The following is a 13,782-nucleotide window of genomic DNA, read 5'->3' on the forward strand; positions in this document are numbered from 1 at the left end:
ATACCGTTGTCTTGACTATCCTCCTTAGATGATATGGATGGTTGAATTCCTTTTCATGAGTTTTGACAAAGAATTTTTGGAAAATCTAGATATTGTTTTAATCTCTATTTATTTTTCTAAAACGGGGAAATCTGATATAATAAGCTTTGTAGGTGTATTATTTTAATACTTACAGAACTAAACTATTCCCCTATTTAAAAAATATTGATTCAAATTTTATGAAATTAATCAGTAGATATCATTCTGAAAAGCCTTGATATTACGCTGTTTTTAATCCAATTAAAACTCATACTTTCCAAACCAGGTCTTAAGAAAGCTCGTAAAGCATCACAATTCTCAAAACGTTAATCAATACGATACTATCAACGTTTACAGACATTCAAGAATTTTCTCTTGGATGTCTTTTTTGTATAAAAAATAGTTTTTTTTCGGAAAGTTAGCTATTAATATTTATCAATGATAAAAATAGCATGTTTTAAGGGACTGACCCCAAAAAGTGAGAATTTAATAAAAATACTTGACATAATTCGTTTACAATGGTAAACTTTTTTTGAGCATATTCGTTTACATTTGTAAACGAAGAGGAGGAAAGGAGAATGAGCACAATAGAATTTAATACTTATATCACAGATGCAGAATGGGAAGTCATGCGTGTAGTTTGGGCAAATGATCGAGTAACTAGTAAAAAAGTCATTTCCGTATTGCAAGAAAAAATGGACTGGACACAATCCACTATCAAAACGATCTTAGGTCGATTAGTTGGAAAAGGCGTACTAAATACAGAGAAAGAAGGTAGAAAGTTTATTTACACTGCCAATATTGAAGAGAAAGAAGCCGTAAGGAATTATGCAGAAGATATTTTTAACCGTATTTGCAATAAGAAAGTCGGAAATGTAATAGGAAGCATCATTGAAGATCATGTTTTAAGCTTCGATGATATAGATCGACTAGAAAAAATATTAGAGATGAAAAAATCTTTCGCAGTAGAAGAAGTGGATTGCAATTGTCCAGAAGAACAATGCGAATGTCATTTACATCATCATTAAGCATAAGGAGGAATTTAAAATGAATAATGACAACAAATATTCGTCCCATAATCACCATGATTATGACGACATGGATAAGTTAAAACACGAGCATGGAATCACAGATGAACATGGATACCATAAGGATCAACATCAAGTACATCATGCTGGGCATGATCACTGCGGGCACAGTGGGCATAATCACAGCGGACACAGTGGGCATGCCCACCATCATCACGGAAGCTTTAAGGAACTTTTCTTAAAGTCATTGCCACTAGGAATCATTATTATGCTCTTAGTCCCTTTGCATGGATTTGAACTACCATTCCAGTTTACTTTTCCATATTCTGATATTGTAGTAGCTATTTTATCTACTATATTAATTATTTATGGTGGACGTCCATTCTATCAAGGTGCAGTTGACGAATTTAAACAAAAAAAACCTGGAATGATGGCACTCGTTTCTTTAGGTTTAAGTGTTTCATATTTATACAGTATTTATGCTGTGATCATTACCTACGTAACGGGTGAACACGTGATGGACTTTTTCTTTGAATTTGCTTCATTACTATTAATCATGCTATTAGGTCACTGGATTGAGATGAAAGCTATTGGAGAAGCAGGAGACGCACAAGCAGAATTGGCTAAGTTAGTGCCGAAAGATGCTCACGTTGTATTAAAAGACGATTCAATTGAAACACGACCAGTTGCTGACTTAAAGGTAGGTGATTTAATTCGTGTTCAAGCCGGAGAAAATGTGCCAGCAGACGGGATTATCGAGCGTGGCGAATCACGTTTAAATGAAGCTCTTTTGACTGGAGAATCAAAAGCAGTTAAAAAAGGCCCTGGCGATGAAGTAATCGGGGGCTCAACAAATGGAGAAGGGGTACTTTATATTAAAGTACTTGAGACAGGTGATCAATCCTTTATCTCTCAAGTACAGACTTTAATTAGCCAAGCTCAAAGTCAGCCTTCCAGGGCAGAAAGTATTGCGCAAAAGGTTGCAGGGTGGCTCTTCTATATTGCTGTTATTGTCGCACTAATTGCTTTTGTAGTGTGGATGATTATTGGAGATATCCCAACGGCAGTTATATTTACTATTACTACATTAGTTATTGCTTGTCCGCACGCATTGGGTCTGGCTATTCCATTGGTAACCGCCCGTAGCACAAGCTTAGGAGCTAGCCGTGGCTTACTAGTAAAAGACCGCCAAGCCTTAGAAATAGCTCAAGATGCAGATGTGATGATTTTAGATAAAACGGGTACTTTAACAACTGGTGAATTTAAAGTATTAGATGTAAAACTTCTTAATGACAAATATACAAAAGAGGAAATCATTGCCTTATTGGCAGGTATTGAAGGAGGATCTAGCCACCCAATTGCTCAATCAATTATAAGTTTCGCCGAGCAGCAAAATATACGTCCAGCATCTTTTGATTCGATTGATGTGATTTCTGGTTCTGGAGTAGAGGGTAAAGCAGGTGGGCACCGTTACCAATTAATCAGTCAAAAAGCCTATGGACGTAATCTTGATATGGATACTCCAAAAGGAGCAACTCTTAGTGTCTTAGTAGAAAACGATGATGCCATTGGTGCTGTAGCTTTAGGGGACGAATTAAAACCAACGAGTAAAGAGTTAATTAAAGCTCTTAAAAAGAACAATATTCGACCAATTATGGCAACAGGTGATAATGAAAAAGCGGCTCAAGGCGCGGCAGTAGATTTAGGGATTGAATATAGATCAAATCAATCTCCACAAGACAAATATGAGTTAGTTAAAACACTTAAAGATGAAGGAAAGAAAGTTATCATGGTAGGTGATGGTGTAAATGATGCTCCTTCTCTTGCCTTAGCAGATGTTGGTATAGCTATAGGTGCTGGAACTCAAGTTGCGTTGGATTCAGCTGATGTCATATTGACTCAATCTGATCCAGGAGATATTGAATCATTCATTGAATTAGCACACAAAACAACTCGTAAAATGAAACAAAACCTATTTTGGGGAGCTGGTTATAACTTTATAGCTATCCCTCTAGCTGCAGGAATTTTGGCTCCTATTGGTATCACATTAAGCCCTGCATTAGGAGCAATCCTAATGTCTGTGTCAACAGTCATCGTCGCCATTAATGCTATGTTATTAAGTTTAGATCCAAAAAATAACGGTTAACAGATCGAATGATTGAAACTCCTTAAAGTATCAAGATACAATAGTTTTACAGGAGAAAAAGAGATGTAAGTAATGGCTCTTTGTAAAATCGTGTTGGTAGAAGTAGACGATTTTTCTACCAACACGATTTTTAATTTATTATAGAACTGATTTCTGTTAAAATCCTAAAAGCCACCTATTTCGACAGTTTTATAGCATGTTATTCTATTTTCTTGACAATAATACCACCGTCTCCACACGTTTTTTAACCATAAAAAGACACCTCCATGAGCATTTGATTATATTGTACCAAATCCAACTTGGAGGTGTTTTTATTTAATTCTCATTTACGGGGGTCAGTGCCAATTAAAATTGCGTATTTTTTATTTAAAATGTATTAGAATTAAATTCATATAAAATATGCACGAAAAATAAATCAAAATTAAAAAGTACAAATTAATGAAGAGATTATTGATAAAAATAGTTAATAATTGGTTAAACAAAATATATAACTCGTTTATAAATTTATAGAAATGAACCATTATAAATCTCCTCTTAAATACTGAAAAAACCATTGGCAGTGGACATACTTTAAGACTATATATTTCTGAAACTAGTTTCACAATACAAATATTGACATGCAATTATTAATTGGTGGATTTTAAGTTGACATCTACAAAGTTTAATGTTAGAATACATTCAAAAATATATTTGAATGAGGTATTTTATGATTCAAAATGTTGTTACTTCAATAATCCTGTATTCTGGGACAGCCGTAGACTTACTTATTATCCTAATGTTATTTTTTGCCAAAAGAAAAAGCAGAAAAGACATCATTAACATCTATTTAGGACAATTTCTAGGCTCTGTTAGTCTAATATTGCTAAGTTTGCTTTTTGCATTTGTCTTAAATTATATTCCTAGTAAAGAGATTTTAGGTTTACTCGGTTTGATTCCAATTTTCCTAGGCCTCAAAGTTTTACTTTTAGGAGATTCTGATGGAGAAGCTATTGCAAAAGATGGTTTGCGCAAAGATAATAAAAACCTGGTTTTTCTAGTTGCTATGATTACTTTTGCAAGTTGTGGTGCTGACAATATTGGTGTTTTTGTCCCATATTTTATTACCTTAAATTTAGCGAATTTGATAGTGGCTTTACTTACCTTTCTAGTCATGATTTATCTCTTGGTTTTTTCTGCCCAAAAATTGGCACAAGTCCCTTCTGTTGGAGAAACTTTGGAGAAATATAGCAGATGGTTTATTGCCGTTGTTTATTTAGGATTGGGGATGTATATCTTGATTGAAAACAACAGCTTTGACATGCTATGGGCTGTGTTCGGCTAGGAGAAAAAATTATGAAAAAAGATAGTATCTGTCAAGTGGATGTTATAAATCAACAAAATGTTATAACCGCAACGAACTACCTTGAAAAGGAAAAAGTCCAAAAATCACTTCGTATTTTATCAAAATTTACCGATAATAAACAGATAAATATCATCTTTTATCTCCTTGCCGTCGAAGAACTCTGTGTCTGTGATATAGCCTGTTTACTAAATCTCAGTATGGCATCTGCCTCCCACCATCTTCGTAAACTAGCCAATCAAAACATCTTGGATACTAGAAGAGAGGGGAAAATTATATATTATTTTATAAAAGATGAGGAAATCAAAGACTTTTTTAATCAACTAGGATAACAACTATTTTTACTACTTTACCATGATTATATATAGGACTTATCTATGAAATTTTTTGATGAAAATTACTCACAAGAAATAATATATAGAACTATTTAAATATCTTCAGGATAGAAAAAGAAATTGCACTGGCATGAAGAAACTGTGTATTTGTTGCTAAACTGTACATTATCTTTATGATACAGTATTTCGTATTTTTCAATTACATAAGCTCCGAAAACTAAAAATTGATAACCCTTTGATAACCTTTCGATTTTTAAAAGGGTTATATATGTAAGGATTGAGGATTTATCTCTTAAAATTACTTGATTTTAGTCATAATTTACCATAAATATCATGATGTAGAAAAAACCAGGTCTTAAGAAAGCACGTAAAGCTTCACAATTCTCAAAACGTTAATCAATACGATTATATCAACGTTTCAAAGCACTCAAAAGTTTACCTTATGGGTGCTTTTTTCGTGTTTTTTTGAAAAGTTTACCTCAAAGTTTACCTTATTTTCACCTTATTGTTTTAGAGACTTTAAAGCAAATTCACCTACTGTCATAGGAACTACATTAGAAGTATTTACATAAATCTGTGTTGTTCCTGTGTCACTGTGTGTTAGAGCTTCAGAAATAGCTTCTAAGCTCATTCCTGCTTGTTTAGCAAGCGTTGCTCCTGTATGTCGCAGTTTATGAGGTGTAGCATGTGCCAGCTCTTTATGTCGCTTTCTGATGCTTTTCATTTTATTATTTAGATAGTCAGCATGTAAAGGCTTGTTGATGTTTCCTCTAGTGTCTATATAAGTAAAGACAAACTGTTCAGGTAGTATGTCTTGCATGCTGTTTACTTCTTGTCTCTTGTTTTAGGCTTTGAGATAATAGCGACAACAGAAGTAGTTGTGGATTATTTTTGTGAATGTTCAAATTAATCATTAGAAAATTGTTGGCAGTTGAGAGCTCTAAGTAAATTATTTTGATACAATTTATGGTCGCACATAGATAGTATGTCACAAAAGAAACTGCGGCTCGTTAAAAATTTCATTTTTTCAGAGATAGGTCTCTTTTTACATGATTTACCTATTAATAATATCAAATGTTAAGGATAAGTATCCTTTTTATTTTTTGGCGAATGCCGGCTTTTTGCCACAAATGAGTATCAACATCTTTCGAATGGAATAGTTGACAATTGTTTTTAAGAATTATACTATTAAATTGAATAGATAAGGAGTTGATTTGATGCAAGAGAAAATGATTGATTACAAAAAAAATATTTACCAAGAGCTATCTCGCTTAACAAAGGGGCTAGGAAGTGAGAAGCGTCTTGATATTTTAAATATATTATCACAGGGACCAAAGACAGTTGAGGGAATTGCGCATGCGACGGGTCTCTCTGTTGCCAATACTTCGCGCCACCTTCAGGTTTTAAAAGAAAGTCACTTGGTGGTGACGAGTCGAAATGGTAATTTTATCCGTTATAGCTTGGCTTCTGAAAAGGTTGTCCAGTTAGTCCTTCTGTTATTTGCCGTCGGTGAAGAACAGTTAGCAGAGGTCAGAGCGATTGAGTCAGACTATGATGAGGCAGCTGGTGTTCCTCAGATTGAGCTCGCTAATGCAATTGAATTAGCAGCTAAGACAGATGCTCTCCTACTTGATTTAAGGCCTGTTGAGGAGTATGAGGCAGGGCACTTGCCAAAAGCTCTTAATTTACCAATCGATGAGTTTGATCAAAAAAAAGCTCAGCTTCCCAAAGAGAAGACCATCATTGTTTATTGTCGCGGGCGCCAATGTGGCTATGCTAACCTAGCAGCACAGGATTTACAGAGTTTAGGCTACAGTATCTATAGTCTCAATCGCAGTTTTGCTGATTGGAAGTGGGGTGCATCCTCTCGTTCAGAACTTGACTAAGGTGTATTCCTTAGTCTTTTCTTATAACCGGAGACTCGTGAGCAAAATCATTGCAAAATAGATTTAGTGTGCTATAATTCAATTATTCAATAAAAAAGTTGAATTTCTTTTTTACTTAATCTATTCAACAATTTTATTGAATTACATCTTTGAAATACTTCTTATTTAGTATCTCAAAGAAACTAAGTGATACAAATTGGATTTTTAGAAGGGCTAAGTTAACCTTTTTGAAATTCATTCTTTTATTCTTATTCTATTCAATTATATGATTGAATAGAAGCGATTTATTTTAGATAGGAGTTTTTTATGGCGACACAACTAACAACCGAAACATTTGCGAAATCTATCCAAAATGGGGTAAGTTTTATCGATTTTGGGGCGCAGTGGTGCCCACCTTGTCGGATGATGGAGCCGGTAGTGGAAGAACTTTCACAGGACTTTGACGGAAAAGTAACGATTGCTCAGGTAGATGTGGACCAATCACAAGATCTGGTCAATCTCTTTGGCATTCGTTCTATCCCAACAATGGTGATTTTTAAAGATGGCAACCCCGTTGATGCTCTTGTTGGTGTTCATCCTAAACAAACATTGATGGAAAAAATCCAAGCACAGTTATCATGAGGTGATTTATGTATGATGCAATTATTGTAGGTTCAGGACCTGCAGGGTACACAGCTGGCATTTATTTAAGTCGAGCTGGTTTGAAAAATCGATTGATCACAGGCTATTCTGAGGGTGGTCAATTAACCACCACAACCCTTGTAGAAAATTATCCAGGTTTTGAAAACGGGATTGATGGCAATAAATTAGTCCAAACAATGCGCCGCCAAGCAGAACAGTTTGGCACCGAAATGACCTTTGGATTTGTTCAAAAAATTGAAGGCGAAAAGTCTCCTTTCGAGGTACATCTGGATAATGGTGAAATCATTGATACCAAGGCCGTTATTATCGCAACAGGCTCTAGCGCTAAATACCTAGGGATTGAAGGCGAAGAAGAGGCCGTCGGAAAAGGTGTCAGCGCTTGTGCGACCTGTGATGCTTTCTTTTATAAAGAGCGTGAAGTCCTTGTAGTTGGCGGGGGTGATGTCGCTATGGAAGAAGCCCTCTATTTGACACGCTTTGCATCGAAAGTGACCGTTGTCCACCGCCGCAATGAGTTACGCGCATCTGATATTATGGCCAAACGGGCTCAGGCAAATGATAAAATTCATTGGATGTTAAATTACACGCCTGTCAAAGTTACATCTAATCTGATGGGAATGACTGGTTTGGATGTTCGTAATAATGAAACAGGTGATATTGAGCACATTCAGGCTGACGGTCTCTTTGTGGCCATTGGTCATCAGCCAAACACCGATTTTCTTGATGGAAAATTAGCATTGGATGATAAAGGCTATATTCAAACACAGGCAGGAACAGCAAAGACCTCTGTTGCAGGTATTTTTGCAGCTGGTGATGTGCAAGATCCAAAATACCAACAAGCCATTACTGCAGCAGGTAGCGGTGCCATTGCTGCCCTAGATACATTGGCCTATATTGATAACCTATGATGAAATCAGTCACGTCTAGTATCGAATTAGAAGAACTGTTAGCCGAACATCAAAATCTAGCTCTTCTTGTTTCAGGAAATCAGTGCAGTCTATCGTCTCTTGGGCAAAAAGAACTCATAGACACGGCTGAACGAGAGCATTTGGTGCTTTACCAAGCAGATGTTTTTCAAGTGCCCCGTCTTATTTCTTTATTTGGCATTCAGCCTACCCTGACGAGTTTATTAGTCTTTAAAAAGGGTCAATTGGTTGATAAGAAAGAGGTTTAAATGGCAAGAAAAGCTTTGATACAAAGGAAAAAGAAGGCCTATCCGGTTCAAGAATACTCACGCTGTTTGGCATGCGGCCGCCCGCATTCGGTTTACCGCAAGTTTAAACTTTGTCGGATTTGTTTACGCCAGCAAGTTTACCAAGGTGTCATTCCTGGGTTGAAAAAAGTTTCTTGGTAGTGGAAAGAAAGGAAGAAATATGGAAATTAGTTACTGGTCAGATGTTGCCTGTCCATTTTGTTACATTGGTGCTAGTCGGATGAAGCGTGCTATGGCAGCTGTTGGTTTAAACCCGGAAGATTTGACAATGAAAGCTTACCAGCTAAGTCCCAATGCGCCTTTAGAAACAAGTGAAACCATGCTCACAGAGTTTGCTGCCAGTCACGGTATGACCACTGAGCAAGCTAAAGCTCAGTTTGCGCACATGGAAAGCATGGGAAATGAAGAAGGGCTTCGTATTGATATGGCGGGTATTATCCCAACCAACACCTTTTCAGCTCACCGTCTTATTAAATGGTCGCAGAAGTATTTAGATAAAAAAGATCATCAAAATTTCATTATGGCCTTGTACTATCTTTACTTTGAAGAACATGCCAATATTGCGGATCATTCTGTGTTACTAGCTGTTATCAGTGAGTTCGCTCTACCACAAGAAGAGGCAGCGCAGGTTCTTGCTGGCGATGCGTTTGCTGACGAGGTCAAACGCGATATCTTAGAAGCCCATCAATTAGGCGTTCAAGGTGCACCTTTCTTTGTTCTGAACAATAAGTATGGCATTTCAGGTGCTCAACCTTATGAATACATGTTAGCGGTATTAAAACAAATTCAAGCAGAGGAAGGAGCACAATAAAATGATAGATACCCCTTTTCAACTACTAGACAGCAATTCAGAAGAGACAGGTTTAGTTTGTGGGATTGATGGCTGCAGCATAGAGCCCTCAACACAGCCGTTAGAAAAAAGCAAAAAAGCAGTCATTAGGAGGACAGAATGGAAAAGCAAAGGGTAGAAGCCTTGTCAGATGCTATATTGGCCATTATTGTCACAATTATGGCCTTGGAGTTACAGTTACCTGAGGAATTGACTGTAGTAGGATTTAGAAGCATGCTACCCATGCTTTTTATCTACATAACTAGTTTTTTGCAAATCATGGCAGTCTGGCTATATTATCATGAACTCTACAAATTAGTAGATCATGTCAGCTTTCGTTTATTTGGAGCCAATAGTTTTTGGCTTTTAACAGCTAGTTTTGTTCCCTTAGCGACTCGAGGGATTGGACAGCATTCCGCTGATTTTGCCTTTCTCCTGTTTTACCTCATCGTTCTTGCCCTTTGGGATGTAGCTTGGATAATCATGACAGCAATGGTGATCAAGACGAGTCAAAGACCGTTATCAGCTGAAGAAAAAAAGATACCTTATCGGTGGGCACTATTATATGGATTGCAGCTAGTGATCATATTATTAGTTGGTTATCTTTTTCCAAATCTCATTTCTCTTGCCCCGCTACTGATGATTGTTAATGTTATCTATGGTTTTTTAAGCAACAAATCTTGAAAAAGACTAAAAATAATGGCTAAATAGCATCGGTTATAAAAACCAGGTCTTAAGAAAGCTCGTAAAGCATCACAATTTAGTAAACGTTAATTCGAAAGAATTACTATACTTACAAAGAGCACCTTTCTTGGTGTTCTTTTTTTATTGACACTTTGTAGATTTATATAATTAGGAATTTCGTTGAATGGTATCAGGTAAATGAAAAGATTCGTCGATAATATCCTATTTCTCTGTATTTGGTCAATACCTACAATGTAAAAAGCTCTAGCTATCAGGTAGTTGATAGTTAGAGCTTTTTTCTATTCATATGATTTAATGAGATTAAATAAGGCTTCTACTTCTGAAGACAGTGTAGCTGATTTGAGATAAGCGTAATAAACTGTAAATGTTATCCGGTCCTCTGGTATTAGAGGGATTTTTATTAAATCGTCATCTTCATCAGAAAGTGCGATATCAGCCAGTAAACTAACGCCAATCCCTTTCTTTAAAAGTTCTTTAATAATGATAATGTCGTCACTCTTAAAGAATATTTCTGCCTTGTTTTGATACTTTTGATTAAGTAGTTCAAAAGCTTTCAGGTGAACAAAGTGTTCGTCTAAGAGTATAAAGGATTGATCTACTAATTCTTCAAAAGTGAGGGAAGGAGCAGTAGCAAGAGGATGGTTCTTAGATAAAACAACATAAAGTTCTTTATGAAAGAGTTCATGCGTCTCTATTGAAGGATGATTGAGTGGTTCAATCAATCCGAGTAAGCTCGCATCTAGTTCTCCCTTAAGGAGAAGGTTTAATAATTCTACGGATCCACCACGAATAGGACGTACCTTTTTTAAAAAATCAAATTCAGTTTCTTTATTTAAGACAGAGAAAAGATACTGAATGATAATAGGAGGGAATCCTACAGTAGAGTAATGCGCCAAAGAGCGATTAATTTCTTTGTGAGTAGAAATGACCTCAGGTAAAATCAGTTCTGTGTGTTTTAGAAGAATTTGTCCTTGAGTAGTTAATTTGAAGGATCGATGTGAGGGATCGTGGTGAATCAATTTGCAATTAAAGGAGTCTTCTAAGCGCTTGATGGCATAAGAAATAGATGGTTGGCTGACATTGTGTTGTTTTGCCACTTCCGTATAGGATTGAAGCTGGCAGAGGTCATAAAAATATTGTAGATCTTTTAAATTCATGTGGGCTCACTTTCAATAGTTGGAGAAGGAAAAAAAGCGAAAATCACCAGATAAATGATTTTTATCTGTATCACTGAATTTGACTATACGGGCCTTCACCAGTTACAATGTAGATGAGTCAGGAGTATCAAAGATTGTCTAATATACTTTCGAAAATAGCTAACATCTTTTCTCGTTTATCAACAGGAAGTTGTTTAATCTTCATGTTGATTCTTTTGAGTGAAAGATTGTCAGTCTTATCAGAGGTTGATTCAAGGCTATCAAAATTGAAAAATTCCTCTGGGGTCATCTCTAGGGCGTCAATCACTTTTTCAAGACTGTGAATGGTCAGATTCACATTTTGGTTTTCTAGTTGATTGATATACTTAAGCCCGAGTCCCGCTTGTTCCGAAAGTTCTTCCTGGCTCATTTTGTTTTGTGTTCGAAAATATTTCACTTTTTGGGAGATATATTGTTGTAAATAGTTTTTAGTTGTCATATAAATAGAATACAAGTTTTATATGACAAAAAAACAGCTTAAAAAATACGAAGTATTGTATAAAAAACTTAAATGATATTTATCTATTGTAATTTGCTTTATCAATTTATATTTTGGTATGGCTCTATTTGTCCTGTGGTAAAGAGCGATTACCGAGTATTGAAATTTATAACATAAAGAGGTTAAAGAATCACAAAATGGTGCTTTGAGTAATAACCTACAGAATAAATAGTTTTCAAAAGCACTTTACTTCTAGACTCATTATAACATATACACTAATAATTGTATTTTTTAAATAACAAAGTTCGCCTCAAAATACATATTAAGTGGTATAATGTAAGTAAAAAGGAGGTTGCACTATGACTGCACATGATATTTTAAACAACCCTTTCCTTAATAAAGGGACTGCCTTTACCTTAGAGGAGCGAAAGGAACTAGGTCTTATTGGTTTATTGCCACCTTATGTTCAAACCATTGAAGAACAAGCGGCACAAACTTATGAGCAAATGCAAACAAAAGTAAATGATTTGGAAAAACGTCTTTTCCTAATGGAAATTTTTAATACTAACCGTACTCTCTTCTATTACCTCTTTTCTCAACATTTGGAAGAATTTAATCCAATTGTATACGATCCAACCATTGCAGATACCATTGAAGGCTATAGTGACCTCTTTGTAGATCCCCAATATGCGGGATATCTTGATATCAATCATCCTGAAAATATTGAAGCCACTTTGAAAAATGCTGCTGGGAATCGCGAGATTCGTCTCATTGTTGTAACAGATGCAGAAGGAATCCTTGGAATCGGTGACTGGGGAACAAATGGTGTCGATATTTCTGTTGGGAAATTGATGGTCTACACGGGTGCTGCTGGAATCGATCCTTCTATGGTCCTTCCTTTAGTCATTGATGCAGGAACTAACCGTGAAGAACTTCGTAACAATCCTAATTACTTAGGGAATCGTCACGAACGGGTTCGCGGAGATCGTTACTACGACTTCATTGACCAATTTGTTCAAACAGCAGAACGTCTCTTTCCTAAACTCTACCTTCACTGGGAAGACTTCGGCCGCTCGAATGCTGCCAATATTCTTGAAAAATACCGGAAACAAATTCCAACTTTTAATGATGATATTCAAGGTACAGGAATCGTTACCTTAGGTGGCATCTTTGGTTCATTAGATATTAGTGGCGAAAAATTAACAGATCAAGTTTATCTCTGCTATGGTGGGGGAACAGCTGGTGCAGGGATTGCTTCTCGTGTTCTTCGTGAAATGGTGAGTGAAGGTCTTTCTGAAGAAGAAGCCTATAAGCGCTTCTTTATGGTTGATAAGCAAGGTCTTCTCTTTGATGACATGGATGACCTAACTCCTGAACAAAAACCGTTTGCTAAGAAACGTGCTGACTTTACTAACGCAGACAAGTTGACTGACCTGCTTGAAGTAGTGAAGACTGTGAAGCCAACCATTCTTGTAGGAACTTCGACTCAGCCTAATACCTTCACTAAAGAAATAGTAGAGGCTATGTGTGAAAATACAGAGCGTCCGATGATCTTCCCTTTGTCAAATCCAACCAAACTAGCAGAAGCCAGTGCCAAAGATTTGATTGAATGGTCAGATGGCAAAGCTTTTGTCGCAACAGGAATTCCTGCTGATACGGTTTCTTATAAAGGTGTCGACTATGTGATTGGTCAAGCCAATAATGCCTTGATTTACCCTGGTCTTGGTCTAGGTATGCTGGCTTCTGAAGCAAGTCTTTTGACTGATGAAATGATTGGAGCAGCGGCTCATTCATTGAGTGGTATTGTCAATCCAGGACAACCAGGAGCTCCTGTTTTGCCGCCGTTCAAGTATGTAGCAGATGTTTCTATTAAAGTAGCGGAAGCAGTCGCTAAAAAAGCGCAAGAGCAAGGTCTTGCACGCGCTAAGGAAACAGATATGGCCAAAGCCGTTCGTGATTTGAAGTGGTATCCAGAGTATAGATAATTCATTCCTGCTGCTATCCTT

At 36.4% G+C, this 13,782-nt stretch carries 14 protein-coding genes and 1 pseudogene; 12 read left to right on the top strand and 3 right to left on the bottom strand.

Annotated elements, in window-relative coordinates; genetic code table 11:
* Positions 1–596: 596 nt before the first annotated feature.
* From O3651_RS09105 to cadX, 4 genes are all read left to right on the top strand, one after another.
* Entirely contained in the window at positions 597–1,046 is a 450-nt protein-coding gene (locus O3651_RS09105; RefSeq protein ID WP_371610221.1) for a CopY/TcrY family copper transport repressor, read from the top strand.
* Between the two features lie 19 nt (positions 1,047–1,065).
* Positions 1,066–3,192, top strand: a complete 2,127-nt coding sequence (locus O3651_RS09110) for a heavy metal translocating P-type ATPase (RefSeq protein WP_371610222.1) — start codon at positions 1,066–1,068, stop codon at positions 3,190–3,192.
* 706 nt (positions 3,193–3,898) lie between these two features.
* Complete coding sequence (locus O3651_RS09115; protein ID WP_371610223.1) at positions 3,899–4,513, top strand: CadD family cadmium resistance transporter; 615 nt, start codon at positions 3,899–3,901, stop codon at positions 4,511–4,513.
* 11 nt (positions 4,514–4,524) lie between these two features.
* A complete protein-coding gene (gene cadX, locus O3651_RS09120; protein WP_049501100.1) occupies positions 4,525–4,863 on the top strand; it encodes a Cd(II)/Zn(II)-sensing metalloregulatory transcriptional regulator CadX in 339 nt (112 codons plus the stop codon).
* 505 nt (positions 4,864–5,368) lie between these two features.
* Here cadX and xerC read toward each other — a convergent pair.
* Positions 5,369–5,671, bottom strand: a pseudogene (xerC, locus tag O3651_RS09125) (tyrosine recombinase XerC); the annotation flags it as partial.
* Between the two features lie 412 nt (positions 5,672–6,083).
* Between xerC and O3651_RS09130 the strand changes: the two are divergent.
* The 7 genes from O3651_RS09130 to O3651_RS09160 all read left to right on the top strand — a co-directional run bounded on the left by O3651_RS09130 (position 6,084) and on the right by O3651_RS09160 (position 10,120).
* Positions 6,084–6,752 carry an ArsR/SmtB family transcription factor gene (locus O3651_RS09130; protein ID WP_371610224.1) on the top strand — a complete coding sequence of 223 codons (669 nt, stop codon included), beginning with the start codon at positions 6,084–6,086 and terminating at the stop codon, positions 6,750–6,752.
* A gap of 306 nt (positions 6,753–7,058) precedes the next feature.
* The gene (trxA, locus tag O3651_RS09135) at positions 7,059–7,373 is read left to right on the top strand and encodes a thioredoxin (RefSeq protein ID WP_371610225.1); all 315 of its coding nucleotides are present in this window, start codon (positions 7,059–7,061) and stop codon (positions 7,371–7,373) included.
* 8 nt (positions 7,374–7,381) lie between these two features.
* Positions 7,382–8,302 (top strand): thioredoxin-disulfide reductase, encoded by a 921-nt coding sequence (gene trxB, locus O3651_RS09140; RefSeq protein WP_371610226.1) that lies wholly within the window; start codon positions 7,382–7,384, stop codon positions 8,300–8,302.
* Positions 8,299–8,568 carry a hypothetical protein gene (locus O3651_RS09145; protein WP_371610227.1) on the top strand — a complete coding sequence of 90 codons (270 nt, stop codon included), beginning with the start codon at positions 8,299–8,301 and terminating at the stop codon, positions 8,566–8,568. The genes trxB and O3651_RS09145 overlap by 4 nt, the downstream gene beginning before the upstream one ends.
* The gene (locus O3651_RS09150; protein ID WP_371610228.1) at positions 8,569–8,748 is read left to right on the top strand and encodes a type Z 30S ribosomal protein S14; all 180 of its coding nucleotides are present in this window, start codon (positions 8,569–8,571) and stop codon (positions 8,746–8,748) included.
* Positions 8,749–8,767: 19 nt separating this feature from the next.
* The gene (locus O3651_RS09155) at positions 8,768–9,418 is read left to right on the top strand and encodes a DsbA family protein (RefSeq protein ID WP_371610229.1); all 651 of its coding nucleotides are present in this window, start codon (positions 8,768–8,770) and stop codon (positions 9,416–9,418) included.
* Between the two features lie 138 nt (positions 9,419–9,556).
* Complete coding sequence (locus tag O3651_RS09160; RefSeq protein WP_371610230.1) at positions 9,557–10,120, top strand: TMEM175 family protein; 564 nt, start codon at positions 9,557–9,559, stop codon at positions 10,118–10,120.
* Positions 10,121–10,419: 299 nt separating this feature from the next.
* On the opposite strand, the gene O3651_RS09165 is transcribed toward O3651_RS09160, so the two are convergent.
* Both O3651_RS09165 and O3651_RS09170 read right to left on the bottom strand, forming a co-directional pair.
* On the bottom strand, positions 10,420–11,298 hold the full coding sequence (locus tag O3651_RS09165; RefSeq protein ID WP_371610231.1) for a LysR family transcriptional regulator: 879 nt from the start codon (positions 11,296–11,298) through the stop codon (positions 10,420–10,422).
* A 127-nt stretch (positions 11,299–11,425) separates the two neighbouring features.
* Positions 11,426–11,776 (bottom strand): helix-turn-helix domain-containing protein, encoded by a 351-nt coding sequence (locus O3651_RS09170; RefSeq protein WP_371610232.1) that lies wholly within the window; start codon positions 11,774–11,776, stop codon positions 11,426–11,428.
* Between the two features lie 359 nt (positions 11,777–12,135).
* Here O3651_RS09170 and O3651_RS09175 point away from each other — a divergent pair, with 359 nt between their 5' ends.
* Positions 12,136–13,761, top strand: coding sequence for a malolactic enzyme (locus O3651_RS09175; RefSeq protein ID WP_371610233.1), 1,626 nt, complete (start codon positions 12,136–12,138; stop codon positions 13,759–13,761).
* Positions 13,762–13,782: the final 21 nt, after the last annotated feature.

The sequence above is a fragment of the Streptococcus sp. 27098_8_73 genome (genome assembly GCF_041432495.1).
Taxonomy (GTDB): domain Bacteria; phylum Bacillota; class Bacilli; order Lactobacillales; family Streptococcaceae; genus Streptococcus.

What these genes read in the sequence shown, in the direction of transcription:
- O3651_RS09105 (WP_371610221.1), top strand. Translation starts at nt 597, where the DNA reads ATGAGCACAATAGAATTTAATACTTATATCACAGATGCAGAATGGGAA.
- O3651_RS09110 (WP_371610222.1), top strand. Translation starts at nt 1,066, where the DNA reads ATGAATAATGACAACAAATATTCGTCCCATAATCACCATGATTATGAC.
- O3651_RS09115 (WP_371610223.1), top strand. Translation starts at nt 3,899, where the DNA reads ATGATTCAAAATGTTGTTACTTCAATAATCCTGTATTCTGGGACAGCC.
- cadX (WP_049501100.1), top strand. Translation starts at nt 4,525, where the DNA reads ATGAAAAAAGATAGTATCTGTCAAGTGGATGTTATAAATCAACAAAAT.
- O3651_RS09130 (WP_371610224.1), top strand. Translation starts at nt 6,084, where the DNA reads ATGCAAGAGAAAATGATTGATTACAAAAAAAATATTTACCAAGAGCTA.
- trxA (WP_371610225.1), top strand. Translation starts at nt 7,059, where the DNA reads ATGGCGACACAACTAACAACCGAAACATTTGCGAAATCTATCCAAAAT.
- trxB (WP_371610226.1), top strand. Translation starts at nt 7,382, where the DNA reads ATGTATGATGCAATTATTGTAGGTTCAGGACCTGCAGGGTACACAGCT.
- O3651_RS09145 (WP_371610227.1), top strand. Translation starts at nt 8,299, where the DNA reads ATGATGAAATCAGTCACGTCTAGTATCGAATTAGAAGAACTGTTAGCC.
- O3651_RS09150 (WP_371610228.1), top strand. Translation starts at nt 8,569, where the DNA reads ATGGCAAGAAAAGCTTTGATACAAAGGAAAAAGAAGGCCTATCCGGTT.
- O3651_RS09155 (WP_371610229.1), top strand. Translation starts at nt 8,768, where the DNA reads ATGGAAATTAGTTACTGGTCAGATGTTGCCTGTCCATTTTGTTACATT.
- O3651_RS09160 (WP_371610230.1), top strand. Translation starts at nt 9,557, where the DNA reads ATGGAAAAGCAAAGGGTAGAAGCCTTGTCAGATGCTATATTGGCCATT.
- O3651_RS09165 (WP_371610231.1), bottom strand. Translation starts at nt 11,298, where the DNA reads ATGAATTTAAAAGATCTACAATATTTTTATGACCTCTGCCAGCTTCAA.
- O3651_RS09170 (WP_371610232.1), bottom strand. Translation starts at nt 11,776, where the DNA reads ATGACAACTAAAAACTATTTACAACAATATATCTCCCAAAAAGTGAAA.
- O3651_RS09175 (WP_371610233.1), top strand. Translation starts at nt 12,136, where the DNA reads ATGACTGCACATGATATTTTAAACAACCCTTTCCTTAATAAAGGGACT.